The organism is Larkinella rosea, assembly GCF_003858635.1.
Lineage (GTDB): Bacteria > Bacteroidota > Bacteroidia > Cytophagales > Spirosomataceae > Larkinella > Larkinella rosea.
This window is the reverse complement of sequence record NZ_RQJO01000008.1, coordinates 706,863-732,042: the sequence shown is the minus strand read 5'-3', so window position 1 is coordinate 732,042 and position 25,180 is coordinate 706,863. Positions and strand designations below refer to the sequence as shown.

The 25,180-nt window shown below is 52.0% G+C and carries 21 protein-coding genes; 6 read left to right on the top strand and 15 right to left on the bottom strand.

The annotated features are described in order from the left end of the window. Window positions 1–125: 125 nt before the first annotated feature. Both EHT25_RS11800 and EHT25_RS11795 read right to left on the bottom strand, forming a co-directional pair. The gene (locus EHT25_RS11800; RefSeq protein ID WP_185731339.1) at window positions 126–1,487 is read right to left on the bottom strand and encodes a DUF4270 family protein; all 1,362 of its coding nucleotides are present in this window, start codon (window positions 1,485–1,487) and stop codon (window positions 126–128) included. Between the two features lie 7 nt (window positions 1,488–1,494). Beyond that, on the bottom strand, window positions 1,495–2,304 hold the full coding sequence (locus tag EHT25_RS11795) for a glycogen/starch synthase (protein WP_124874673.1): 810 nt from the start codon (window positions 2,302–2,304) through the stop codon (window positions 1,495–1,497). Between the two features lie 200 nt (window positions 2,305–2,504). Here EHT25_RS11795 and panC point away from each other — a divergent pair, with 200 nt between their 5' ends. The 5 genes from panC (at window position 2,505) to EHT25_RS11770 (ending at window position 6,390) form a co-directional block, all read left to right on the top strand. Then, window positions 2,505–3,347, top strand: a complete 843-nt coding sequence (panC, locus tag EHT25_RS11790) for a pantoate--beta-alanine ligase (protein ID WP_124874671.1) — start codon at window positions 2,505–2,507, stop codon at window positions 3,345–3,347. A gap of 113 nt (window positions 3,348–3,460) precedes the next feature. Continuing rightward, window positions 3,461–3,808: an aspartate 1-decarboxylase gene (gene panD / locus EHT25_RS11785; protein WP_124874669.1), complete on the top strand. Its 348-nt coding sequence runs from the start codon at window positions 3,461–3,463 to the stop codon at window positions 3,806–3,808. A 126-nt stretch (window positions 3,809–3,934) separates the two neighbouring features. Further along, the gene (locus EHT25_RS11780; protein ID WP_124874667.1) at window positions 3,935–4,975 is read left to right on the top strand and encodes a lysylphosphatidylglycerol synthase transmembrane domain-containing protein; all 1,041 of its coding nucleotides are present in this window, start codon (window positions 3,935–3,937) and stop codon (window positions 4,973–4,975) included. Window positions 4,976–5,064: 89 nt separating this feature from the next. Next, the gene (gene rfaE2 / locus EHT25_RS11775) at window positions 5,065–5,547 is read left to right on the top strand and encodes a D-glycero-beta-D-manno-heptose 1-phosphate adenylyltransferase (protein ID WP_124874665.1); all 483 of its coding nucleotides are present in this window, start codon (window positions 5,065–5,067) and stop codon (window positions 5,545–5,547) included. Between the two features lie 156 nt (window positions 5,548–5,703). Then, window positions 5,704–6,390, top strand: coding sequence for a zinc metallopeptidase (locus tag EHT25_RS11770; protein ID WP_154174136.1), 687 nt, complete (start codon window positions 5,704–5,706; stop codon window positions 6,388–6,390). A 374-nt stretch (window positions 6,391–6,764) separates the two neighbouring features. Here the strand turns inward: EHT25_RS11770 and EHT25_RS11765 are convergent, their stop codons facing one another. Continuing rightward, on the bottom strand, window positions 6,765–8,432 hold the full coding sequence (locus EHT25_RS11765; RefSeq protein WP_124874663.1) for an amino acid permease: 1,668 nt from the start codon (window positions 8,430–8,432) through the stop codon (window positions 6,765–6,767). A gap of 10 nt (window positions 8,433–8,442) precedes the next feature. Then, window positions 8,443–8,886, bottom strand: coding sequence for a lysozyme inhibitor LprI family protein (locus EHT25_RS11760; RefSeq protein WP_124874661.1), 444 nt, complete (start codon window positions 8,884–8,886; stop codon window positions 8,443–8,445). A gap of 205 nt (window positions 8,887–9,091) precedes the next feature. On the opposite strand from EHT25_RS11760, the gene gldA reads away from it, so the two are divergent. Beyond that, window positions 9,092–10,036, top strand: a complete 945-nt coding sequence (gene gldA, locus EHT25_RS11755; protein WP_124874659.1) for a gliding motility-associated ABC transporter ATP-binding subunit GldA — start codon at window positions 9,092–9,094, stop codon at window positions 10,034–10,036. Window positions 10,037–10,080: 44 nt separating this feature from the next. Here the strand turns inward: gldA and EHT25_RS11750 are convergent, their stop codons facing one another. The 11 genes from EHT25_RS11750 to EHT25_RS11705 all read right to left on the bottom strand — a co-directional run bounded on the left by EHT25_RS11750 (window position 10,081) and on the right by EHT25_RS11705 (window position 25,053). After that, window positions 10,081–10,617 (bottom strand): DUF4136 domain-containing protein, encoded by a 537-nt coding sequence (locus tag EHT25_RS11750; protein ID WP_124874657.1) that lies wholly within the window; start codon window positions 10,615–10,617, stop codon window positions 10,081–10,083. A gap of 136 nt (window positions 10,618–10,753) precedes the next feature. Next, window positions 10,754–11,779, bottom strand: a complete 1,026-nt coding sequence (gene aroB / locus EHT25_RS11745) for a 3-dehydroquinate synthase (RefSeq protein WP_124874655.1) — start codon at window positions 11,777–11,779, stop codon at window positions 10,754–10,756. Window positions 11,780–11,918: 139 nt separating this feature from the next. Continuing rightward, entirely contained in the window at window positions 11,919–13,067 is a 1,149-nt protein-coding gene (locus EHT25_RS11740) for a pyridoxal phosphate-dependent aminotransferase (RefSeq protein ID WP_124874653.1), read from the bottom strand. A gap of 32 nt (window positions 13,068–13,099) precedes the next feature. Then, window positions 13,100–13,579, bottom strand: a complete 480-nt coding sequence (locus EHT25_RS11735; protein WP_124874651.1) for a hypothetical protein — start codon at window positions 13,577–13,579, stop codon at window positions 13,100–13,102. A gap of 24 nt (window positions 13,580–13,603) precedes the next feature. Further along, window positions 13,604–15,070: a SusD/RagB family nutrient-binding outer membrane lipoprotein gene (locus EHT25_RS11730; RefSeq protein ID WP_124874649.1), complete on the bottom strand. Its 1,467-nt coding sequence runs from the start codon at window positions 15,068–15,070 to the stop codon at window positions 13,604–13,606. 21 nt (window positions 15,071–15,091) lie between these two features. Continuing rightward, window positions 15,092–18,265, bottom strand: a complete 3,174-nt coding sequence (locus EHT25_RS11725) for a SusC/RagA family TonB-linked outer membrane protein (RefSeq protein ID WP_185731338.1) — start codon at window positions 18,263–18,265, stop codon at window positions 15,092–15,094. Window positions 18,266–18,273: 8 nt separating this feature from the next. Beyond that, a complete protein-coding gene (locus EHT25_RS32665) occupies window positions 18,274–18,441 on the bottom strand; it encodes a hypothetical protein (RefSeq protein WP_185731337.1) in 168 nt (55 codons plus the stop codon). A 513-nt stretch (window positions 18,442–18,954) separates the two neighbouring features. Next, on the bottom strand, window positions 18,955–21,201 hold the full coding sequence (locus tag EHT25_RS11720; protein WP_124874647.1) for a S9 family peptidase: 2,247 nt from the start codon (window positions 21,199–21,201) through the stop codon (window positions 18,955–18,957). A gap of 127 nt (window positions 21,202–21,328) precedes the next feature. Further along, window positions 21,329–22,180 (bottom strand): molybdopterin-dependent oxidoreductase, encoded by an 852-nt coding sequence (locus tag EHT25_RS11715; protein WP_124874645.1) that lies wholly within the window; start codon window positions 22,178–22,180, stop codon window positions 21,329–21,331. A 15-nt stretch (window positions 22,181–22,195) separates the two neighbouring features. Further along, window positions 22,196–22,894: a cytochrome b/b6 domain-containing protein gene (locus tag EHT25_RS11710; RefSeq protein WP_124874643.1), complete on the bottom strand. Its 699-nt coding sequence runs from the start codon at window positions 22,892–22,894 to the stop codon at window positions 22,196–22,198. Next, window positions 22,891–25,053, bottom strand: coding sequence for a S46 family peptidase (locus tag EHT25_RS11705; protein ID WP_124874641.1), 2,163 nt, complete (start codon window positions 25,051–25,053; stop codon window positions 22,891–22,893). The genes EHT25_RS11710 and EHT25_RS11705 overlap by 4 nt, the downstream gene beginning before the upstream one ends. Between the last annotated feature and the right edge of the window lie 127 nt (window positions 25,054–25,180).

Below are 25,180 nucleotides of genomic sequence, written 5' to 3'. Positions count from 1 at the left end.
GGAAACCACTTTCTTTCTGGGAAAGATACCAACAAAACCGCTCATTGACACGCTTTTTAACCGAAAAGTACAGAAACAAAAAAGCCAGCCTATTGTGGGCTGGCTCTTCAATGAAGGGTAAAACCTTAGGGCGTATACGTATAAAATACCACCAGTTTGGCATTCATCGGTCCATTCAAAATGGCCCCGTTTAGCTGATTATTAATGTACGGTTGCGCCAGAAAGTTCGTCGCACCCGTTGTCTGGCTCGTTGTGGTCAACGAAGTGTTGGTGGTTGGTAACAACACCAGGCTGTTATTCGCCTGAACACCAATCAGAATCGACTGCAAGTACGTCGTTACGTCGAACGTATAGGTTTTGGGGCGGCTGCTGTAGGCGACCACCTGGGGATAATACCACTTATTGGTGGTTTGAAACGTTCCTCCCTGAACCTGCACCAGATGCAGCAGCCGGGTTGCGGTGCCGGTTTCGGGCGAGTATAAAATCCGGTTGTTGTCGTCCGTCTGGGCCAGCGTCATCAGGGGCGGAATAGGCCCACCGGGGCTGCTTCCTTTCACAAAAAGGTTCAGCTCAGCCCGGTTGATGGCAATCCGGCCGCTTTCTTTTTTCAGATTCAGCAGGGTCGGAAAGTTCAGTCTCGTCGTCACACCCGTCGCACTCTGCACAAACACCTCTCCGCCCGTAGCCGAAGCGGGTAACGAATTCGTCAGGCTCAGAGCCGCCAGTTTCGTGGCCGACCGGTCAATCTTGATCTGGCTGAATGACGGTTTACCGGCGGTCGTAAAGAAATCAATTCCCAACGCCGTCGAGTCTGTTGCCTTGTGGTAATACAATTCCACAAACATGTTGTTGGAGAACCCAAAAACCGTCGTATTGGCCGCATCCGGAACCACGGCAATGCCTTTGAATACCTTCTGAAAATCGGCCTGAACAACGCCGGAGCCTTTCGAAAGTTCCAGTAGTTCACGCCCCAGTGCATCCGGCAAACGACCGTATCCGGCACCACCGGCCGCCGTTGGCTTTAGCGTAATTTTGGTCAGCGGAGTTGCGGCATAAGCCACTGACGAAGTGTTCGTGTACCGTTTGGTGGAGTCCATGTCTTCCGTCAGCCGGTGAACGTAAATATCCTGCGTTTTCGACGTATCGCCGTAAACGTACGAATAGCCCACCAGCACCCGAACGGAATCGTAAACGATTTCGCCTTCGGTTTTAAAACTACCGCCGGAAACGTACAACTGCCCGAACGTTTTGGCCGACACTTTTCCAAAAACCGGGTCGTTATACTGCCCCACAAACAAGCGACTGTTGCGGTCAGTCACCACCGAGTCGAGCAACACCGTAGACGTTTTGACAGACAGCGTATCGGTATACAGAACACCGATGGCCGTAGTCGGTGGCAAACCGATGTCTTTCGGCTCTTCGCAGGCCACCAATACCGACACCAGCGCAACCATTCCGGCCAGCAGACTGAGCCGAACGGCGTTCACCGACCGATTAGCCCGCCAGCTCCGTATAGAGATTGTAGTATTGATCAGCAACTTCCTGGCCTTCTTCGGTAAGTTCAACTTTCTTGTCGGACAAATCATTCAAAATGGTATTTAAACTCTCGCTATAATCTTCATCGGCTTTCACCACCATGTCGGCATAGGTACAGCCCATCCGGATAAATCCGTCGAAATCAGCCGATTTCAGGTATTTCAACATGTCTTCGTCCACATCCATTGCTTTGGCTTTTTCAACCAGGCCGTCGTCGAAACGGTAGGAAAATGAACTGTTGTAAACCGAGAATACCGATTTGGTATCCTTGAACATGGGGTCGTTTTTGTACGTGGTTTTCAGATACAGCGGAATCAGGGCCGTCATCCAGTCATTGCAATGGACGATATCGGGTGACCAGCCTAATTTTTTCACGGTTTCCAGCACGCCTTTGCAGAAGAAAATCGTCCGCTCGTCGTTGTCTTCGTAAAATCGGTCGTCCTTGTCAAGAAAAACGTGTTTACGCTGGAAATAGTCTTCATTGTCAATAAAATACACCTGAAGTTTGGCATTGGGAATGGAAGCCACCTTGATGATCAGCGGTTTTTCTTCGTCGCCCACCGTAATATTGATCCCCGATAAACGGACCACCTCGTGTAACCGGTTCTTTCGCTCGTTGATCAGCCCGAAACGTGGCACCAGGATGCGAATTTCCATACCGCGTTCCTGCATCGCCTGAGGCAGTTTCCGAACAAAATCGGCAACGGCTGAGGTCTGCAGAAATGGGTTGATTTCACTGGCAACGTAGAGAATCCGAAGTTTGCTCATAACACGATTGGGGGGCTTTAGTGAAATACACCGCCGTAGCGGACTAAATTAAAAATCTGCAAAATTATACAATTTTTTCTGGTATTTCAATAGAATTTCGCCAGAAAAACTCCTGTTTTGTCAATAATAACCACCGGATGCCGAACTTGCGCTTCGGGCCAATCCACCAAACGGACGATAAAAATCACTCACATTCGGATATGCAACTCTACGAAACCATAGCAGGTATACGACAAGCACTTGATAGTCAACGCCGGACCGGGCAATCGATCGGACTGGTTCCCACGATGGGGGCTTTGCACGCGGGCCACCTGGCGCTGGTCGACGCCAGTAAAACCGCTAACGACCTCACGGTTTGCAGCATTTTTGTCAATCCGACCCAATTCAACAACCCCGACGACCTCGCCCGGTACCCGAAAACCCTGGAAGCCGATTGCAAATTGCTCGAAGAAGCCGGTTGCGATCTGGTTTTTGCGCCTTCCGTAGCCGAAATGTACCCGAGCCTGCCGGTTCTGAAACTGAATTTTGGCGAACTGGAAACCGTGCTGGAAGGGGCTTTCCGGCCGGGCCATTTCAACGGCGTCGGCATTGTGGTTTCCAAGTTATTCAACATCGTCCAGCCCGACCGGGCGTATTTCGGTCAGAAAGACCTGCAACAGGTGGCCGTCGTCAAACGGCTGATCCGCGATCTGGGCTTTCAGCTGGAACTGGTTCGCCAGCCCATTGTCCGGGAAGACGACGGTTTGGCCATGTCGTCGCGCAACCGCAACCTGTCGACCGACGAACGGCAGGAAGCCCCCGCGCTGTACCGGGCGCTGGTCAAGGCGCAGGAAATTTTGCGGCACGAAGGCTCAATCGAAACCGCTAAAGCCGCCGTAGTCAGTTACTTAGAGAATCATCCGGCCTTCCGGTTGGAATATTTTGAAATCGCCAACGCCGACACGCTTCAGGCCGTTGAACAACTCCAGGCACCGGGCGCAACGGCCCTGTGCATTGCCGCTCATCTGGGCAAAACGCGGCTGATCGACAACCTCGTTTTATGACAAAAATGGACTGAACTAACTCCGTTCACGGGCTGTTTTTGCGGTGACTGCTACGGATGGGCGGTTTTTCACTATTTTTGATCGCCCATTTGAACCGGGCAGTCCCTACAACTATGTTTATTACCGTAATGAAATCCAAAATTCACCGGGTCCGGGTGACGCAGGCTGAACTGAATTACGTCGGCAGCATCACCATCGACGAAGACCTGATGGATGCCGCCGGATTGCTTGAAAATGAGCAGGTTCATATTGTCAACAATAACAACGGCGAACGCCTGATTACCTATGTAATCAAGGGTGAACGGGGTTCTGGTATCATCTGCCTCAACGGCGCAGCCGCCCGTCGGGCGCAGGTCGGCGACATCATCATCATCATTTCCTACGGCATGATGACCACTGATGAAGCCAGAACCTACAAACCGCTGGTGGTTTTTCCCGACACCAATAATCATTTGGTTTAATAATTTGAATGGTTTTGAATGGTTGACTGGCTTCCTGTAATTTTAATCATCATTCAACCCTTCAAAACCATTTAACCATCCAGGTATTTTAAATCATCCTTCAGCCATCCAACCATCTCCATACGCTTGAAAAATATTCTGAAATACGGTATTTCGCTCAGCATTGCTGCGGGCTTGCTCTGGTATGTGTTTAAAGACATTGATCGGGCCGCCATGTTCGATGCGTTCAGTAAAGCGAATTACAGCTGGATTGCGGTTTCGGGTCTGCTGACCGTGGTCGCGCACTGGAGCCGCGCCTATCGCTGGAGTTTGCTGCTGGAACCGGTGGTGGGCTATCGACCGGCGCAGTTCAACACCACGGTATCGGTTCTGACCGGTTATTTTGCCAATCTGGTGGTGCCGCGCATGGGCGAAGTCACCCGCTGCGGAACCCTGAACCGGCTGGAAGGCGTTCCGGTCAATGTCAGTTTTGGAACCGTCGTTGCCGAACGGATTTTCGACGTCATTATGCTGTTTCTGCTCATCGGGGCGACTTTCCTGATCGAGTTCAACCGGCTGAGTACGTTCCTGATGGATTTCTTTGCCTCGAAATTCAACGTAAGCGGTTTACAGAACAACACCTGGCTGCTCGTGATTGCCGGTGGCTGTCTGCTCGGATTTGCCGTAATGATCTGGTTTTTCTATAATCGGTATAAAGAAATTCTCCGCCAGAAACCGTTCTACCAACGCGTTGAAAAGTTCGTCGTCGGATTGCTCGAAGGTTTAGTCAGTGTTCGTAAACTGAAAAGTCCCGGCGCGTTTGTATTGCACACGGTTTTGATCTGGACGATGTATTATTTCATGTCGTTCGTTCTGTTTTTCGCCATGCCCCAAACCGCCGATCTGGGCTGGCGCGCCGGTCTGACGATTCTGATCATGGGCGCCCTGGGCATGGCAGCACCCGTTCAGGGCGGTGCCGGAACCTTTAACATTCTGGTCGGCGCAGCACTGGCGCTTTACGGAATCAGTAATCAGGATGGTGCGACAATGGCGACACTCATGCTGTTTACGCAGTGGTTCTACGTCGTCGTGCTGGGTGCCCTCAGCTTCCTGATCGTGATGCTGAAAGGCCGCAGTCCACAAGCCGAAGCTAAACCGGATGCGCAGAATGTGATTAATGTGAAATAGATGGATTAAATGGCGGGATAGCTTGCTTATTCTACTTTTAACCATCCAACCGTTTTTAACCATTCAAGCCATCCAGCCATTTAACAAAGATGACCGAATCCAAAATTCTAACGCGTAAGCAGGCGGTTTTGCGGGCCGAGCAATGGCATTCGGAAGGCAAACAAATTGTCTTTACCAACGGCTGTTTCGATATTCTGCATCTGGGGCATATCGACTACCTGGAAAAAGCCCGCCGGTTTGGCGATAAACTGATCCTGGGTTTAAATACCGATGCTTCCGTGAGTTGCATCAAAGGTCCGCTCCGGCCGGTTGTCAACGAATACGCCCGCGCCCGGCTGATGGCGGCACTCGCGTTCGTCGATGCTGTCACGCTTTTTGATGAAGAAACGCCCCTTGAACTGATTCAAGCCCTGAAACCGGATATTCTGGTGAAAGGTGATGACTACGCGATCGCCAATATCGTCGGAGCTGACTTTGTGATTCAGAACGGCGGCTGGGTTCAAACCATTCCGCTTGTGGCGGGTTATTCCACCACGGCACTCATCAAAAAAATTCAGGAAGCCTACCACTGACAGGATGGATTTCGCCAAAATCGGGATCAGCGGTTGTCTGTAAGGATGAACATTGAACTGTTTTTTTCGCAATTTTTGTTTAACTAGTACGGTGATCCACACGACCGTTTAACCATATAACCTTAATCGTACCGGCGACCCCGGTTTCATTGAATTATGCCTGGAATCTGGATTATTTTCATCATTTTCGCTCTGCTCAGTGCCGGTATCAGCTGGCGGCTGCGGAGCAAGTTTAACGAGTATTCGCAAATCGGACTGAGTAACGGCCTGAGTGGCCAGGAGATTGCCGAGCTAATGCTCCGTGAAAACAATATTTACGACGTACGCGTCCTGTCGGTGGAAGGAATGCTGACTGACCACTATAACCCGCAGGACAAAACCGTTAACCTGAGCGCCGACGTCTTTTATGGTCGAAGCGTGGCTTCGGCGGCCGTCGCGGCCCACGAATGTGGTCATGCCGTGCAACACGCCACGGCTTATGGCCCGCTTAAATTCCGTTCGGCGATGGTGCCGTTCCTGACGGTTTCGTCGAGCTACCTGCAATGGATCATTCTGATAGGTATTTTGCTGATCAATACGACCATCATTCCGCTGGCTGTGGGTGTGGCCCTGTTTGCCGTAACCACGCTGTTTAGTTTCGTAACGCTGCCCGTCGAATTCGACGCCAGCCGCCGGGCGCTGGCCTGGGTACAAAACCGCAACATTGTTAATCAGCGGGAATACGGTTACGCCAAAGATGCGCTCTGGTGGGCGGCCATGACGTACGTAGTAGCCGCACTGGGTTCACTGGCCACGCTGTTGTACTACGCCAGTCTGCTCATGGGTGGTCGCAGAAGCGACTAATTTTCCGTTCTGATTCTCTTTTGAAGCAGTGCCACGAATATGGCACTGCTTTTTTTTGAAATAAAAAAGCCCAAAGGGAATCCCTGTAGGCTTTCCGGATTATTGCGAGATGTAAAGATTAATTCCTGATTCGAAATGGTAAAACCGTTGAATCACAACCGATGCTCCTCTCACGCTAATTCATCCGCCTTCAACAGGTTGAACCAATTCGTGGCCCAATATAATAGAAGTATTTTTGAATGTACAATCAATTTAAAAGATATTGTATTATTTTCTTTTTTAATACCATGAAATCGCCCTTTTTCCAATTGAATCAACACCGTAACCCCAAAGCAAAAGTCGTTTGCCTATCGTTTTACAGCTAAATTTTAAGGCTATTGAACTGCCTCAGCCGCCAGTTTGCTTTTCCGGTAGCCGTATGAAAAATAGATAACCAGGCCGATGACCAGCCAGACGACGAAAATCGCCCAGTTGCTGATTCCCAGTTCAGTCATTAAATAGAGATTGGTCAGAATGCCTAAAACCGGCAGAAGTGAGAAATTATATTGGAAGGCCAACACCGAAAAAACCGCCCAGGTCAGCCAAAAAACCGCCAGCAGCGGTTTTTCTTCGATACCACTTACAAAACCGCCCGACCGAACGACCAGAACCAGTGCCAGAATCAACGCCACGCCAATGATGTATTTTCCATTGACGTAAGGCACTTTAAACTTGGAATGCCTGGAAAGTCCTTTGGCATCCAGAAACAGAATACCGCCACAAACCAGAATAAAGGCGAAGAACGTGCCGACGCTGGTGAGGTCGATAAAAAACTGCATGTCCAGAAAAAGTGACGGAATGGCCACCAGAAAACCGGTCACAATGGTTGCGAAAGACGGCGTCCGGTATTTCGGATGGATTTTCGAAAACCGGGGCCACAGCAATCCGTCGCGGCTCATGGTCATCCAGATGCGCGGCTGGCCGAGTTGATACACCAGCAACGCACTCGTAATGGCAACGACTGCACTGACCGAAATGATCCCGGCAATGAAATTCAGATCGACTTTCTGGAACACATACGCCAGCGGATCATCGACGCCCAACTCCTTGTAATTCACCATCCCGGTCAATACGAGCGTGATCAGGACGTACAAAACCGTACAGATAATCAGGCAGTAAATCATCGCCCGCGGCAAGTCGCGCTGCGGATTCTTACATTCTTCCGCCGTGGTCGAAATGGAATCGAAACCGATGAAGGCAAAGAACACCGACGCGACCCCGCTCAACACCCCGCCAACGCCATTGGGCGCAAAGGGCGACCAGTTTTCCGGTTTTACATAAAAAGCGCCGGCCACAATCACCAGTCCGATGACGGCCAGTTTCAACACTACCAACAGGTTACTGGCCGAGCGGGATTCTTTAATACCCACATAAACCAGGGCCGTAATCAAAACCGTGACAAAACCGGCGGGAAGATCGGCAATGAATTTCAAACTGCCGAGGGCCGGTGCGTCCTGAAAAGCCTGAGCGAGTTCGCGCGTATGGGGCGTTAAACTGGCAGGCGAGGCACTGGCCTGTACCTCCGCATACGCCCGGGCGGCCGATCCGTAGTCGGTGGCCCAATACGACGGAAAATGAATGCCGAAGCCTTCGAGCATCGACGTAAAATATTCGGACCACGAAATGGCCACCACCATGTTGCTGACAGCGTATTCCAGAATGAGCGCCCAGCCGATGATCCAGGCAAAAATTTCCCCGAACGACACGTACGCGTAGGTGTAGGCACTGCCGCTGACCGGCACCGTAGAGGCAAACTGGGCATAGCTGAGGGCCGTAAACACGCAGGCAATGGCCGTAAAAACAAACAGCAGCGACACCGCCGGACCGCCGTTGACGCTGGCCCGCCCGATGGTACTGAAAATTCCGGCTCCGATGATGGCCGCTATTCCGAACGAAGTCAGGTCGCGAACGCCCAGAATCTTGTTCATGTGTGACGAAGCTCCTTCGTCGACGTCGGCTACGGCTTTAACCACAGATTTTTTCCGGAATACAGAATCACTCATACGGATGGGCTTATTGTCTAAGTTTGCGTTCGGCGATTAGCTCTTTCAATTCGTTAATGCGGCTCAGCGTGGTGGTTTCCTTGCAGTTGGCAATCACCATACTCAGCATGGAACCGCCCTGATACATTTTTTCGTAAACCTTGCAGTGCGCGTCGCGGTAAGCGATCCACTGCCGCTGGGCCTCGATCACCAGCATTTTGTCGTCTTTGGATACGAGTTCGATCAATTGTTTGTAAACCGCATTGAGTTCCTGATCGGCTTTCTGAAAACGCAGTTGCGCACACATATTCATCTCGGTCTGCGTCTGGGCATTATCACAATTGGTGAAAACTTCCGGCGGATGTCCAAGAATTTCAATGTATTCCAGGGGTGGACTTTGCGTACCCGATTGCTGCGCCCAGGTACTGATTGCCATCAGGCAACCCACTACCATACCGATGTACGTCGTTCTCATTGCAGTTGTTTCAGCCCGTTTAGGGATGAACGGAAGGCTAAAAATAAAAATTGTTTTTGGTTTTAAAAGCGGTTTTCGAAAAACGTCGTTAATAGGATGACTCTGAAGACCGTGACGAAACTTGTCTCATTCCGTTGTCTAACCAGAAAATATGCTTTTGCTTTTTTACATTGCAAACCGTCTCTTTGTAGTTTCGAACTGATCGATGTCCATTCTGGTAAAAAACCTGACCAAGTTATACGCCCAAAACGGCAAAACCGCTCAGAAGGCGGTCGATACCATTTCCTTCGCGATTCAGCCGGGCGAAATCGTGGGATTTCTGGGACCCAACGGCGCCGGGAAGTCCACTACCATGAAAATTGCGACGGCTTATTTGCCGCCTACCGCAGGCACGGTGGAAGTGAATGGTTTTGACGTTCAGACGGATTCGATCGCTGTACGGCGCAGTTTGGGCTATCTGCCGGAACATAATCCGCTGTACCTCGACATGTACGTGAAGGAATTTCTGCAATTCGCGGGTTCGCTGCACGGGTTGCGGGGTTCAACCCTGAATCGACGCACTTCCGAGATGATCGAACTGGTGGGGCTGCCACTGGAACAGCGCAAAAAGATCGGGCAGCTATCGAAAGGCTACCGGCAGCGCGTCGGGCTGGCGCAAGCACTGATTCACAACCCGCCGGTTTTGATTCTGGACGAACCCACCACGGGTTTAGACCCCAACCAGCTCACGGAAATCCGCCAGGTGATCCGCACCATTGGCCGCGAAAAAACCGTCTTGTTCTCTACCCACATCATGCAGGAGGTCGAAGCGCTCTGCGACCGGGTGATTATCATCAACCGGGGCCGCATTGTGGCCGACGGGCTGTTGAATCAATTGCGGGAAACCTCCGACGGATCGGTCGTGGTTGTGGCCGAATTTGAGCAGGATTTAGGCGACGAAACCGTCCTGCTGAACGGAATTCCGGGCGTTCGGCACGTAGAAGTACTGGACGAAAACCGCTACCGGCTGACGGCCGACAAAGGCACCGATCTGCGCGCGGCAGTATTCCGGCTGGCCGCCGACAAAAACCTCACACTCGTTGGATTAAAGCAGCAGGAAAGCAGTCTGGAGGGGATTTTTAAAGAATTAACAATGAACAATGAACAATGAAGGCAAAACCAGTCATTGTTCATTGTTCATCATTCATTATTCATTTACTTTCGGGCCGACGCCAGTAGCGGATACTGGTCAAAGATGGATCGGACGATTCCCTTGAAGTAATTGTTCTTGAAATTCGGATTTCGGGTTACCCTCGACGCGTAGCCTTTCCAGATAACCTGGTAGGTCTCGGCATCGATGAGTGAAATCATCAGCGTTCCTTCGTCGAGGTTGTAGTCAATGCGCTTGTAGGTCGCGTCGCCATCTTCACTCACCACCCAGTCTTTGATAACCGGCTGTTGGTAGCCCCGGAAACGCAGGTCATTGCGGAAAATATTGTAGGAAATCAACAGATTGGGGCCGCGGTTGGCCACTTTATAGCCACGGGCTTCCATTTGGTGACGAATGGCTTCCTGAATATCTGAGCAGAGGAGCGTTGAGTCGATGTATTCGCATTCCAGAAAATTGAATGACTCGTAATTTTTAAAATGCCCTTCGTAGCTGTAATCGTGCTCAACGAATAATTTTCCAGGCATGCAGCCGGCCAGCGAAACCACAGCCAGTAACACAAGAACGCCGATAAAATGTTTCATAAACGGACTGTTTAACAGGGTTGTAAAATTGAAGCTTATAGACAAACTGGTTAGAAAATGAATTGTATTATTTTAGATAACTTTTCTGTCTGCAAGGTTCAAAAAACCGCGTGAACGGCCCGATTCTGCTTCCAGTTTAGGTTCGATAATAATCCAATGCCCGGCTCATTTCCGCTTTGGTTACCGGCACATCGAAAGCGCAACTTCCCGGTCCGTCCAGCAGTGCCATCCGCACCTGTCCATTCCGGTTTTTTTTGTCCTGCAACGTCAACTTCAAAACCGGTTCCAGGTCCGATTCTACAAGTGTGACGCGTCCATAAATTGAAAAAAGGTACTCTTCAATCTGTTCCAGCAAACCGGTTTCGATCATGCCTTTCCGGTTTGCAATAAACGCTTCGGCAATCATGCCGGCGGCAATGGCTTCCCCGTGCATCAACCGGCGTTTGGGATCGGCCAGAAAATGCGTTTCGAGCGCATGTCCCAGCGTGTGACCGAAGTTTAATATCTTACGTATTCCCCGCTCGTTTGGATCTTGCGTAACGATATTTTTTTTTATTTCGACCGAATGCGCCACCAGATCATCCCAGTTCTGCTGGTCCAAATCCCGGCGACGGATGACATTCCATTTGGCCGCATCGGCAATCAGGCAATGCTTGATGATTTCGGCAAATCCCGACCGCAATTCCAGCTCCGGTAATGTTTGAAAGAAAACCGTGTCGATCAGAACCGCTTCCGGTAATTTAAAGACCCCAATATGGTTCTTAAATCCGTGAAAGTCAATACCTAGCTTTCCACCCACACTCGCGTCGACCTGCGCCAATAAGGTGGTGGGAATCTGAATAAAATCGATGCCGCGTTTGTACGTTGCCGCACAAAAACCGCCTAAATCGCCAATTACGCCCCCTCCGAGGTCGATTAACAATGCATGACGGTCAAATTCGGCGTCGGTCAATGTCTGCCAAACCGCTTCGCAGGTCGCCAAATTCTTGAATTGTTCGCCCGCCCGAATGGTAATAATTTTATGTTTCGGTAAACTATTTTTTATTGCCGGATAGCAAAAACGCTTGGTATTTGCATCGACCAGAACCGCAATGGCCGAATAATTGCGCTGTTTTAAGAAAGCCGGCAGACTTTCGGCAAGGGGAGAAATTTGAACAGACATAGGGATTTATATAGAAATCGCTTCCAAAGGTAAGTCTTCGGAAGCGATTTCAATCACGTACCCACGGACTTTAGTCCGTGATTACAGCTTACTTTTCTGTTGCCAGGAAAACGCTCACGGACTAAAGTCCGTGGATACGTCAGGAAATAACTTTCAGCGCGTCGGCGAAGTATTTCATCTGCTCCATCGTTCCGAGACTCACGCGGCACCAGAACTGCCCATCGAATTTCCACTGACGAACGCTCACGCCGTTTTCCATCATTTTCTTGGTGAAGTCGTCACCCTTCATCCGGATCGGGAACAGCACGAAGTTGGTTCCCGACGGCAGATAGGTATAACCGTTTTGCTTCAGCGTCGCATACAGAAACTCGCGGGCTTCCAGTCCTTTTCCCAGCGAATATTTGATAAACTCCTCGTCTTTGTAACACGCCAGAGCCGCGCGCAACGTCGTCATTGTCAGGTTACCGGCTCCTCCCCCCCATTTCGAGATGGCTTTGAGCGTATCCGGCTGACCCACCATATAACCCATCCGCAAACCCGCCATCCCGTAAATTTTCGAGAACGTTTTGGCGACCATCACATTCTGGCCTTTTTTGATGTTTTCAATCACCGTGTACTTCTTCGGATCGCCCGTATAGTGAATGTAGGCTTCGTCGACAAACACCGGTTTTTTGGCCGAAACGCGATCGACAAACGCCCGCAGGCTCTCCGGGTTGATCGTGACGCCCGTCGGGTTGTTGGGATTACAGATATAAACCAGACCGGTTTTATCGTTCACCTTCTTTTCCATCTCTTCCAGATTGTGGTCGTACGATCCGGTCGTCAGGGGTACTTTATCCCACGTCATGCCGTGCATCACAGCCGCCCGAACGAGTTGTTCGTAAGTGGGGTCGGCCGACAGCACGCTGCTGCCCGGATTGGTGTACGCATACTGCAAAGCCGTCGCGTGCAGCAAAGCGCCCGAACCCGCCGAAAGCAGGATTTGTTCCGGTGCTACGCCTTCTTCTTCCGCAATCATTTTCTGCAACTGCATGCCATACTGGAACGGATACAGAAAGCCTTCCGAAGCTGCTTCATTGATCGCTTTGATCGCTTTTGGCGACGGACCGTGCGGATTTTCGTTGGCCGACAGACGGGCCTTCAGCGCGGCTTTCGGGGCGGTTGACGGTTGAACACCGGCCAGTTCAGCTTTGTCCAGCCAGGGTTCACAATAAGCCGCTGGAGCAGCTGCTAAACCTACACCGGCCAGCAAACCGGACCGGAGCCATTCACGACGATTAAGAGACATAGTACAAATTGTTAGATGAATTGTTTTCGTTTTTAATTAACACCCTGAACGCGCGACAGCCGGGCAAACGCCTGCCCTTTGTATTCACCCGTCCAGGTCAGCGATACACTGCTTCCGACAGCCGGTGCGGTAATGCCCAGTTCAGCCCAGGTTTTGGTCAACGTGGCTTTACCGGTATTGTCAGTTTTTAAGTCGGCAATGGCCGTTCCGTCGCGCCTGGTCAGCTTGAGTGCCAGCGAAGCCACCGGAATCGAGTCGATGCCGACCTTGTTGTTCAGGATTCCGCTCTTGTCGAGTTCCAGAATTTTGACGGTCATGATGACCGGTGCCGTGATTTTGGAAGTCACGACCGGTTCGGCGGTTTGCCCCCCTCCATCAGACGCTCCGTCGACCAATACCAAAACCGGTGCAACGACGCGATCGACAAACGGATCTTCCTTCTTTTCGCATCCGGCAAGCAAGCCACCCAGTGCAAGTAACCCACTCAAAATAAACAATTTATAGCTCTTCATAAAGATCTTCATGGTTAATTACAATTACTTCTCCACCCACCACAATTTGGATTTCATATCGTCGGCTCCGCCGAGCAGCGAGATGCCTTTATCCAGACTCACCTTGTTCAGGGAGTACTCCGAAGTCGGGTATTTCAGGCGGGTCGGCAACACGCCGTCGTTGGAAAAAACCGCGCGCGAATCTTTCGCGGGCAACACCGGCAGGCCCGTCCGGCGGTATTCCGTCCAGGCTTCGATGGCTTGCCCGAACAGCGAAATCCACTTTTGCTCCATAATCGTCGCTTTGGTGGCCGGGCCCACTTTGGCCAGATAACCGGCCGGAACCGTCAACCCGTATTGATCGAACGATGCGGCAATTCCTTTTTCCAGGTAGGTCTGCGCGCTGCCCGTGATGTCGCCATCGGCAGCGGCTTCGGCCAGAATCAGGTTCAACTCCGAGAAAGTCATGATCACGGCGGGTGCCGTCGGGGCGGTGAAGTAGGTTCCCAAAACCGAGCTGGTTCCGAGGTAAGCCGTCGCCACCGCATCGGGCAACCCGTTGGCGTGGCCTTCGTATTTACCGGCTTTGTTCGGCACGGCATACACCGTAATCCGGCTGTCGCCCAGTTCGTTCAGCCGATCGGCGATGGTTTTGCTGATGTTCCAGTCGGTCCGGCCATCCTGAATCATCACCTGATGCCATTCGTTATTACTCGGCAAAACGGCGGAGTTGGTCAGCTTGGCGTTGTCGGCATTACTCGTGAAAACCGGATAGGTCGTGGCATTGCCCAGAATCTCGGCCATAATTGCTTTCGACTCAGCCGGTTTTTTCACCGCCTGCCGGTTGGCTAATTTCAACCGCAGGGAGTTGGCAAATTTTTTCCATTTCAGGATGTCACCACCGTACAGGATATCACCGGCAATGGAAGGCCCCGTCACGCTCAGTTTTTCGTTGGCGGTTTTCAGGTCTTTCAATAAACCGGCATAAACCGTTTCGACGGGATCATACGTCGGCGAGTAATTGGGGGTTTCAGCGGTTCCTTTCAGGGCATCGGTATACGGAATCGGTCCATACACATCCGTCAGCAGGGAGAATACCCACGAACGCATCACCAGCGCCACGCCTTCGTAATTGGCGTTTTCGAATTTGCCACCCGGTCCGGCCAGCGCAATAATCCGTTGGTAATTGACCTGACCGTCGTTGAAAAACCCTTTCCAGTTGTTGGTGTAAAATCCCACCGAAACTTCGTAGTTATCGCCTTCGTTCGAGTAAATGTTGCGGGTCAGGTATTGCATCCAGCACATCGCGCCATCCAGATTCAGGCGCTCAAAACGCGTCCGAACACCCCAATACCGGTCGATTGACGCTTCGAGGGCATACGGCAGCAGATACTGTGGGCTGATGGAAGTCGGGTCGTTCGGGCTGACGTTCATTTTGTCAAACTCCGAGGTGCAGGAACCCGCCAGCGTGATCAGGCCAAGGCTGAGAAAAAGTGCTTTTATGATCTTCATCGTGAAATCGTTTTTCCGGAATTAAAAGGATAGACTCAGGTTAGCACCAATGCTGCGCGAACTGGGCAATTCGCCGTACGCAAATCCTTGCTGATTGGCTCCAAACCGGTCCACTTCAGGATCGACGTGGGTCGTGTTCTTGAACAGCATCAGCAGGTTCCGGCCCACCAGCGAAACCTTGGCCGAGCGAATTTTCATCCGGTTCAGGAAAGCCGCTGGCAGTTGGTAGCCAATCGTCGCTTCGCGGAGTTTTACGTAGCTGCCGTCGTAGATCGACGCTTCGTGGTAGCTGCGCGGGTTGTTATAAGCAATGAGCGTTTTCGCCGGTACGATCACCGTGTTCGGTACGTAGTTCGGCGCTTCTTTCGTCCCGGCGTTGTACACGCCTTTTCCGATCACACCTTCTTCCCGACCGATGGCGGTTTCTTCGTACTGACCCGTCCAGCGGGCGGTGCCGGTTCCTTCGTCGAAGAAGTCACCACCCCATTTCACGTCGACCAGCGCCGAAATCGAGAAACCTTTGAATGTCAGGCTGTTCAACCAGCCACCCGTCCATTTCGGCTGCACGTTGCCCAGCGTACGGGGCGTGGTCGAAACCACCGGCAACCCGTTGGCACCGTAAATCGTTTGTCCATCGGGCGCGTGGTCGAAACCGGTTCCGAAGAAACTGCCGTAAGGCTGTCCAACGCGCGCTTCGGTGATCAATCCCTGCCGGGTAGCCAGCGTATACGTCGTCAGGCCTTCGGCCAGTTCCAGCACTTTGTTGCGGTTGCGGGAGAAGTTCAGCGTGGTTTCCCAGCTAAAACCGGTAGCGGTTTTGACGGGCGTTCCGGTCAAAACCATTTCCAGTCCTTTGTTGGAGATTTTCCCGGCGTTTAGGATTCGGGAGTTATAACCGCTCGCTTTTGAGATTTCAACGGCCAGAATCTGATCGCGGGAAACCTGATTATAGTAGGTCAGGTCCAACCCGATTCGTCCTTTCAAAAACCGGGCGTCCAGCCCCAGCTCGGTTCCGGTCGTGATCTCCGGACGGAGTGTTGAGTTGGCAATCTGGGTGTTTTCGTAGAATTCCGGCGTCGAACCCGCCCAGGATGTTCCGGCGCGGAACGTTTGCAGCAATTGATACGGCAGCGCATCGTTCCCCACCTGCGCCCAGCTCGCCCGGATTTTCCCGAACGACAGAATGCTGCTCTGCAAATTGATCAGGTCGGTGAGGACTGCGCTCCCCGAAATCGACGGATAGAAGTACGAACGGTTGTCGGACGGCAGCGTGCTCGACCAGTCGTTGCGGGCCGTGGCGTTCAGGAAGAGGGCGTTTTTGTAGCTCACTTCCAACGCGCCGAAGACGCTGTTCACCTGCGATTTTTCAATCGCGCTCAGGGCCGTATTCCGGCTGGGGTTGGCGTTGGAGACGTTGTACAGGCCATCCACAACCAGTTCACCCACAGCGGTAGAATTACGCTTGTAGTAGTTAGTCCGTGAAATGGCACCCACCTGGATGTTCGTCGCAAAATCCGAACTAATGGCTTTGTTGAACGTCAGGATGGCATCGTGGTTGGTTTCCTGGCGACGCAATATTTCTTCCGTAAACGCGCCGGGCGTGCGGTTTCCGTTCCGAACCCGCTCGAAGTTGTTGATACTGATCCGGGTGTCGGTCCAGACGTCGGTTCCGCTCCGGGCCATCAACGTCAGGAAAGGAAGAATTTTGTAGTTCAGGGCAATGTTGCCCACCAGCCGGTCTTTTTCGTTATTGGAAGGTAACATCTCCGACGAGAAGAACGGGTTGGTAAAGAAGGTATGCTGCCAGTTTGGCGGATCGCTGTCGGCCGGTTTTCCGGGAAGCGCGCGCTGGATATGAACGCTCGTGTAGTCGCGCCAGTTGCGGAGTTTGGCCCAGTCCGTTTGCCGGTGTGACCAGATAAACTCCTGACCGCTGCTATAACTGCGGTTACCACCGGTTTTGATGTATTCGGCCGAAACCGTGGCGCTGAATTTCGACGTGAAGTTATAAGCCGAGTTAAACTTGAAGTTGTTCCGGAAAAAGTCGTTGAAATACACCAGGCCTTTCTGATCCATCCGGCCAACGGATAGCCGGAAACTTCCTTTGTCATTTCCACCCGAAACCGCCACGCTGTTGGTGATGGTTTGACCGGTTTGCCAGAAATCGTCCCAGCCGTTCGGATTGGGCGTCAATGGTGCCACATCCTTGCCCGACCACCAGTGCCGGACCAGTCGCCCGTCCATGGGTCCGCCCCAGCTTTCATCGGTTCCTTCCGTACCCGTCAGCGGTGCACTTTTCCCGTAAGCGGCCTGGTATTGCTGTACTTCGAGCGGATCGGTGATGGCACCCGACCAGCCGTCGTTATACCACGTCCGGTAGCCGTTTCCGCCCCCGTAGGTATTCTGGAATTTGGGTTTGATCCACGGGCGTTCGAAGGTGACGTTGGAGTTGATTTCCACGCCAATGCCTTTGGTCCCGGCGCCGTTTTTGGTCGTAATCAGAATCACCCCGTTGGCCGCCCGTGAACCATAAAGGGCAGCCGCATTGGGGCCTTTCAGGATGCTCATTTCCTTGATGTTATCCGGATTGACTTCCGAAATACCGGAACCGTACGTCTTGTCGAACGATTGCTGAATCGGTACGCCGTCGACAACGATCAGCGGTTGGTTGTTACCCGAAACCGATGAGGCACCCCGGATTTGGATCGTGGAGCCGCTACCCGGTCCGCCGTTGGAACTGACGCGCAAACCGGCTACTTTACCGGATAAAGCGTTGACCACGTTCGACGAACGGGCTTCGGTCAATGCCGTGCCTTTGATTTCCTGCACACCGTAGCCGAGAGATTTCACTTCCTTTTCAACCCCAAAAGCCGTTACCACGACTTCGGCCAGCGATTTTACGTCGGTTTTGAGCGTAAGGTCAATGACCGAGCGGTTGCCCACGGCGATCTCTTCGGTGAGAAACCCGATGGAGCTGATCGTAATGATTGCATTTTCGGTGGGTATTTTCAGGGTAAATTTACCCTGATTGTCGGTCGTCGTTCCGGTTGTGCTGCCTTTAATCACGACGTTGGCCCCGGGGAGAGGTCCTTCTTCGGCCGCCAGAATGGTCCCGGTGACCGTGCGCGTCTGCGCCGTGGCAACTGCCAGCGACAACCAGAGCATACCTACTAGTAGAAGTAGTGTTCTCCTCATGAATCAGCTTAGGTTAATAAAGTGAATAAAGATGGATAGTTGGACACTCCGTTGTCATGCAAACCCGGTGCGTCGGACGGCCGGACACTGGCCGCTTCGCCGAACCGCCCTTCGCAACCGGGCGCATGGCAATGGCTGATAATCGGATTGCTCCGGATCAGTGCTTTGTCCGACATTTCTGCTGCAGCTTTGAAACAAATGGAACAAAGTGCGGCCAGACCGGCCGGATAGTCGGTAAATCGATTGATTAAGGCTTAACGGAATGATCGAACTGCACTGAATTTCTCAGGCAGCTACTCCGAACCGGGTTTGCTCCATGCAAAAACCGTATGATTCGGTATGGGGCAATCCGGTAGTGCGGCCAGCGGATGGTCCCAGCAGAAAGAAGAAGTCACTGTGGTTTGTTGATAAACCAAAAGTAATCAAAACAATATATTTGCCAAATTTAATTGTTATTTTTTTAAGGAAATAGGAACAAAATTTTTGATATTTTATAATTTACCAAATGTAACCATTAGTTACACAAAACAATTTCTGTGCAAAATCCAACTTTGCAAACCGGTTGAACAATCTATTGCGGTAGATTTTATGGGACTAATTGATCGGAACACGGATTTGACGGATGTAACGGATTTTCACGGATAAAATCTGTTCTAATCCGTTTAATCCGTCAAATCCCCGTTCCTATCTCATTGCCGACTGTTTTTCTCTCCGATATAGCGCTCGAAAAACTCGTAAATCCGCAGCATCCGGTCGATCCGCTGCCGAACGTTCCCCGAACGACTCATCTCGTGCGTCCCACCGGGCATCCGCACGTATTCGACCGGGCGGCCCAGAATTTTCAGACTTTTATACATCATTTCGCTCTGGATCACGCCCGTGCGTAAATCGTTTTCGCCGTGTTTGATCAACAGCGGTGTTTTGATGTTTTCGACAAACGTATACGGCGAGTTGGCTTCCAGGACTTCCGCTGCCTGTTTTTGCCACGGATAACCACCGAAGTAGTTGGGAACCAGCCGCCAGGCATTTCCCTCACCCATGAACGTCGTCAGGTCGTAGACGCCCCGCTGCGAGAAAGCTGCCTTGAACCGATTGTCGTGGGCAACAATCCAGGCCGTCAGGTAACCTGCGTACGAACCGCCCGTAATCACCTGCCGACTCGTATCGACCCATGCTTCTTTGGCCGCATCAGTCGCGGCTGCCAGCACGTCTTCCGTCGGTCCGGTTCCCCAATCCTTTACGTTGGCGCGCTGAAAATCAATCCCGTAGCCGCCCGATCCGCGCGGGTTCGCATACACAATGCCGTAGCCCTGCGCGCAGAAATATTGAAATTCATGCCACATCGACGGTTCGCCCGGCCCCCACATCGCCGTGGGGCCGCCGTGCATATTGAGCAGTAACGGGTGTTTTTTGCCCGCTGCCACCGCCGTTGGTTTCATGATCCAGTACTCGATGGTTTGGCCTTTCGTGTTTTTATAGGTCCGTTTTTCCGGAAAACTCAGTGTTTTGCCAGACACCCAGTCGTTATGATTACTTAACTTGACAGCGTTGCCCGTAACCGGCTGTTGGACGTTCGCATTGCTCAACTCGCCCACGTACAGTTCCGATGGATTGGCCACCTCTGTTTTGGCAAAAACCGCCTGATTGCCCGCCAGATCAAAGGAGCTGATGCCACTGTTAAAATCCGACAATTGCGTTACCGATTTCGTGGCCGGATCGAGCCGGTAAAGCGGAAAACCGCCGTTCGAGGGAGCAGTGAAGAAAACCGCATACGCCGTCGTTGCCGGAGATTTCTTCTTTTTCGAACCGGCCACCGACACCGCCCCCCATTTCAAATTCCCCGCCGAACGATCGAAGGAAACCGGTTGTAAATCCGAAACCGTCGTTCCGTTTAGTGTAGCCAGAGCGATTTGCCCCACGTTGACGCCCTGCGCCGAACTGGTCAGCAACGCCAGCTGATGCCCATCGGGTGAGATGGCCGGTGCGGAATAGGTTTTACCGGATTCAGCCAGGAGATTGATTCGTTTGCCGGACCCATCGGCCGCCAGCCAGACGATGGCGGCATCCTGTTCGCGGTCGGGATGGCGGAGCGTGTCGCGATCGGTGACGGCCAGAATGCCCTGCCCATCCGGCATCCAGACCGGGGCCTGAAACGAATAAAAACCGCGCGTCAGCGGTTTCGGCGTAGCCTTTTCGTTGACGTCAATACTATACAGATGCGTAAAATTCAATTCCGGTTCGGTCGTTGATTCGCCCTGAAAATTCAGCCGGTTGATCACTTTGGCTTTTTTATCCTCAACATCCTTGTTCAGGTACGCCCGGATTTCGGCCAGCGAACCGTCGGGATTGGCCTTCACAGTTTTGTCCGGTTTGATAAAATCGTTCGTCGCGAAGCCCGGTTTTTCCAGCGACCAGGTCGGAACCGCTTTACCGGGATTCAGGAGCGAATCTTTCAGGATTTCCGACAGCGACGCACTCACCGTAAACAGAATCCGTTTGCCATCCGGCGACCATTGCGGACTGGAAGCGCCGTAGCTCAGTTTGGTCAACTGCCAGGCTTCGCCCCCATCCAATGGCATGACAAAAATCTGCGATTTCCCTTTGACGGTTCGGGCAAACGCAATCGACTTTCCATCGGGCGACCAGTCTGGCTGGCGGGCGCTTTCGCTGCCATTCGTCAATGCTTTGGCATCACCGGTTTTGAGTCCCGACAAATAAATGTGCGTCTTGTATTCGTATTCCTCTTTTTTGTCCGCATCCGGTTCAATCGTCGTCAGCGTATAAATTGCCTGTTTCCCATCAGGTGAGGTTTTGATCCCGCCCACCTGTTTGATTCGCGTCAGGTCGGTGACTACGATCTTTGATTTAGTGGTTTGGGCCTGGGCAAATGGAAACAGCAGCCCGAGAGTGGCCGCGAGCAGGAGAAATTTTTTCATGGGAAGGTTGTTGCTGAATGAATTCCGAAGATAACAAAAACCGGGTTCTTTCAACACAAAAGCCTGAAAGGCTTCCATCATTAGCCCCGGACAAAATCCGGGGTCACGTTATCCCAATCCAGAATGGTTACAAACCAACATGATAATCATACCCACGTTCCGCCCAGAAGTCGCGGGGGCGCTCGTCGCTGAACCAGATGCTGCCGATCCGTTTGAGGTTTTTAACGCCGTATTTGACCGGGATAATCAACCGGAGCGGGGCGCCGTGCAAGTCCTGCAATGGCTCATTATTCATTTCATAAGCCAGAATCGTCTGCGGATGCAGAACGCTCGGCGTATCGATGCCCACGTAATAACCACCATCCGGCGTTTTCAGGCCAACGTAGGGGTACCAGTCATCGGAGCCGGTTTTCTTCCCAAGCTGGTATTTAGTAACAAATTCGGCGAAGTTCACCCCCGCCCAGTGCTGAATCTGGCTCCAGCCTTCAATGCACTTGAACTGGTAAATAATCTCCTGTTTTGGCATCGCTTTCAGCTCATCGAGCGAAACCAGCAGCGGTTTCTGCCCGGGCCGCTCAACAGTTAATCGCCAGGCTTCTTTGTCGATCGGGCTCCGCAAACCGTCTTTGCCGTTGACCCGAACATTTTTAGCGGCCTGTTCTTTCGGAAAAGTCGGCGCCAGGTTGACGTTGCTGAAATAGCTATTGGCTACTTTTTCATTCGCAGTCAAAACCTCCCGAAATACCTTCGGCAGCCGGGCTTCTTTGGGCTGGATCATGATCCATTTCCAGACGCTGTACGGGACAATCCCCGCCAGTCCGAACCACGCAAACGCTTTCAGCGTCCGCCGACGAATCTGCTGCTCGGAGGTTAGTTCTTCCCGATGCGGTTTTTTCGCAGGAAGGTTTTCGTTCGGAATTGCCTCTCCGTGAAGTTCATTTTCGGGACGTTTTTCGTCATTCTCATCGACAGTCGCCATAGGTCAGAGGTCAGTTTAGGAATTAACCGGAGCGGATGGCGTGGGTGGTGAGGATTCGGGCCGTTCTTTTTCAACCTCAAAACCGGTCACCATCGCCTGAAAATTGTTCCAGCCCGTTCGGACCACCTGCGCGATGTGGATCACGAAAAACAGGACGTAGCCGATCGTCAGCGCAAAATGCAGCAGTCGGGCGGTTTCGTAGCCTCCCGTCAGCGTGGTCAGCCACGAAAACTGGGTCGGTTTATAAATCGCCAGACCGGTCAGCAGTGATCCAAAGCCCATCACCAGAATGGCCGTATAGGCAATCCGCTGTGCTCCATTGTATTTCACCTGCGGAGGAGCGGTTTTTCGCAACCCCAGATCGTGCAACGTCACCAGCCAGGCTTCCCTGAACGAGTGTTTGTTGGGCAGTAAAAACCGCCACTCGCCCGAAAGAAACGTGTATAGAAAATAGAGAATTCCGTTGATCGTAAACAGCCACATGAACACAAAATGCCACGACATGCCTTCTGCCAACCTTCTACGCAGGTTCAGCGCCTGAATAAACCAGTTCGGAAAGAATTTGAACAGCACCACATCGCCGATCTGGATTTTGTAGGGTTGATAGGCCCAGTAAATGAGCAAACCGCTCCAGATCATGATGACCAGAATCGGGAAATTGATCCAGTGAAACCAGCGGATGGCGAGCGGATGTTTGTGGACGATGCGTTTCATTTGCCAACCAGTTCTTTAACCAGGCGTTCTGCTTTATAAATATACCGCATCGATGCCACAATTGCTCCGGTATTGACCGAAACCGTGCGGTTTTTATCGGGAACGAAAATGAAGCTCCCCGGCAAACTTTCCATATTGCCGTCAAAAGCCAGCCCAACGGCTTCGCGGTTTTTGTTGATCAGCGGACTGCCCGAATTCCCGCCAATGATGTCGTTCGTGGATACAAAACACATCGGCTGGCGCAGCAATTCGGCGGGCGGATTCAGCCAGCGTTTGGGCAAGGACCACGGAAACTTGCCGTTGAATGAATAATACCGGTCGTATAAACCCGCGAAGGTAGTCTGGTACGGCGCCATCGTTCCGTTGTACGGAAAACCCTTCACAATACCGTCGTTGATCCGCAGCGAAAACGTCGCATCCGGCGGAATGCCGGTTCCGTACACTTCATACAATAACCGCCCCAGGTTAGACCGCAAAACCGTCTGCCGACCGGTGATGGCTTTCGTCGCGGCAGATGCTTCCTGGTAACGCGGCACCGAAATCCGGGCGAGGGCCAGCAGCGGGTCATTATCGCCACTGATGGCGGCCGGGCCTTTGGTCACCAGATCGTTGATGTATCCCTGATCGTTCATTTTCGTATTATTCATCAGATACGCAGCCGCTTCCCTGGGCGATTTGCCGTTCAAAGCCGCCTTGACGTACGGATCGTCGTTGCCCAAAGCCGCCTGCGCTTCGCTCAGGTGAGCCGCCAGATAGGCTTCTTCCAGCGCCCGATCGGTCAGTTTGGGCGTTTCGAGCAATTCCTTGATTTGATCCGCCCGACCAGGATTTTGACGAGCGACTTCGGCATAAGTCACCAGCAAATGCGCAAATACCAGCAAATCGCCCCGCGCCAGTTCGCTCGGCGACAAATACGTGTTGTCTTTGTAATACTTTCGCAGATCACCGACGTTGGTCGCAATGTTATCCCACAATTTCAGATTGACGTCAAACCGCGAACCGGTCGTTCCGGGCGATGATCCGTTGGCGGCTTCGCTCTTTTTCCCGGAACCGGTGCTCAATTTGGCCTGTCCACGCCCGCCTTCCAGTCGCTGGGCATCGGCTTTGAATTGCTGTTCAAAAGCGCCTTTCCGGGCAATCAGATACGGGTCGCGCAATCCTTCCAACTGGCCGCCGTAGGCTTTCAGGCTGTTTTCAAAACTGAATATTTCGTTCTGGATGCTATCGTTTTTGGCTTTTGCGTTATAAACCTGCAAGGCATCGGCGCGGTTGCGGAGCAATTGCAGGATGTACGGTATTTTCAGATCGCGGTCGAATTCCAGTTCGGCTACGGTTTTCAGCCGCTCGGTGCTCCCCGGATTCCCGGTTACAAAAACCGGTTCGCCTTCCCTGATTCCGTTGGGATTGAATTTGAAGAAGTGGGTGGTTTTCAGCGGTTTTCCGTTGTCATATACCCGAAAAAAAGAAAAATCGAGCGCGTAGCGCGGATACGTAAAGTTGTCGGGATCACCGCCGAAAAAGCCCAGATCGAGCTCCGGCATCAACACCAGCCGAACATCGTTGTAGCGTTTAAAACCGTAGAGGGCGTAACGACCGCCATTGTAAAATGTGATCGTCTGCAATTCCAGCCCTTTCCATTCCGGCTGACTCCCAAATTCCTGCTTGATGGCCGCAAACTCCCGCTCGCGCAATTGCAGTTGTTCAGTTTCGGTTTTTCCATTGCCCATCGTGGCCTGCACACGGGTCGTAATGTCCTCAATTTTCAGCAACTGATCGACGTACAGGTTCTCTACCTTGCGCTCTTCGGCAAAGGTTTTGGCAAAAAAACCGGTCGCATTCAGGTTTTCGCCCTTCCGCTGCACGCCCGTCCCTGATTCCCGCGCGCAGTGGTGATTGGTCATCACCAGCCCGCTGGCCGACACAAATGATGCGGAACAATAATCGGCAAACCGCAGCGACGACAACCGCACCTCATCGAACCATTTCTGGTCGGGCGTAAAACCGTATGTTTTCTGGAAATATTCCTGGGGTGGCGTGTCGAACGTCCACATCTTGCCCATGTCGAATTGACCGGCCTTGACCGTGTCCGGATTCAGGGTCGTTTGGGCCGAAACAAAAACCGTCTTGACCAGAAATAGGGCTACGAATAATAACCTCATAGACTATGATTACAGTGATAATTAACTCTGATTTCAGCGATTACTGACTCTGATTACGGTGATTGTTGACTATGATTTCGGTGATTTTAATGATCAATTATGATTACAACGCAGATTAAAACAATGA

Bases quoted from the DNA above. Each gene is read 5' to 3' on its own strand.
- EHT25_RS11795 (WP_124874673.1), bottom strand. From the start codon at position 2,304: ATGAGCAAACTTCGGATTCTCTACGTTGCCAGTGAAATCAACCCATTT.
- panC (WP_124874671.1), top strand. From the start codon at position 2,505: ATGCAACTCTACGAAACCATAGCAGGTATACGACAAGCACTTGATAGT.
- panD (WP_124874669.1), top strand. From the start codon at position 3,461: ATGTTTATTACCGTAATGAAATCCAAAATTCACCGGGTCCGGGTGACG.
- rfaE2 (WP_124874665.1), top strand. From the start codon at position 5,065: ATGACCGAATCCAAAATTCTAACGCGTAAGCAGGCGGTTTTGCGGGCC.
- EHT25_RS11770 (WP_154174136.1), top strand. From the start codon at position 5,704: ATGCCTGGAATCTGGATTATTTTCATCATTTTCGCTCTGCTCAGTGCC.
- EHT25_RS11765 (WP_124874663.1), bottom strand. From the start codon at position 8,432: ATGAGTGATTCTGTATTCCGGAAAAAATCTGTGGTTAAAGCCGTAGCC.
- EHT25_RS11760 (WP_124874661.1), bottom strand. From the start codon at position 8,886: ATGAGAACGACGTACATCGGTATGGTAGTGGGTTGCCTGATGGCAATC.
- gldA (WP_124874659.1), top strand. From the start codon at position 9,092: ATGTCCATTCTGGTAAAAAACCTGACCAAGTTATACGCCCAAAACGGC.
- EHT25_RS11750 (WP_124874657.1), bottom strand. From the start codon at position 10,617: ATGAAACATTTTATCGGCGTTCTTGTGTTACTGGCTGTGGTTTCGCTG.
- aroB (WP_124874655.1), bottom strand. From the start codon at position 11,779: ATGTCTGTTCAAATTTCTCCCCTTGCCGAAAGTCTGCCGGCTTTCTTA.
- EHT25_RS11740 (WP_124874653.1), bottom strand. From the start codon at position 13,067: ATGTCTCTTAATCGTCGTGAATGGCTCCGGTCCGGTTTGCTGGCCGGT.
- EHT25_RS11735 (WP_124874651.1), bottom strand. From the start codon at position 13,579: ATGAAGAGCTATAAATTGTTTATTTTGAGTGGGTTACTTGCACTGGGT.
- EHT25_RS11730 (WP_124874649.1), bottom strand. From the start codon at position 15,070: ATGAAGATCATAAAAGCACTTTTTCTCAGCCTTGGCCTGATCACGCTG.
- EHT25_RS11725 (WP_185731338.1), bottom strand. From the start codon at position 18,265: ATGAGGAGAACACTACTTCTACTAGTAGGTATGCTCTGGTTGTCGCTG.
- EHT25_RS32665 (WP_185731337.1), bottom strand. From the start codon at position 18,441: ATGTCGGACAAAGCACTGATCCGGAGCAATCCGATTATCAGCCATTGC.
- EHT25_RS11720 (WP_124874647.1), bottom strand. From the start codon at position 21,201: ATGAAAAAATTTCTCCTGCTCGCGGCCACTCTCGGGCTGCTGTTTCCA.
- EHT25_RS11715 (WP_124874645.1), bottom strand. From the start codon at position 22,180: ATGGCGACTGTCGATGAGAATGACGAAAAACGTCCCGAAAATGAACTT.
- EHT25_RS11710 (WP_124874643.1), bottom strand. From the start codon at position 22,894: ATGAAACGCATCGTCCACAAACATCCGCTCGCCATCCGCTGGTTTCAC.
- EHT25_RS11705 (WP_124874641.1), bottom strand. From the start codon at position 25,053: ATGAGGTTATTATTCGTAGCCCTATTTCTGGTCAAGACGGTTTTTGTT.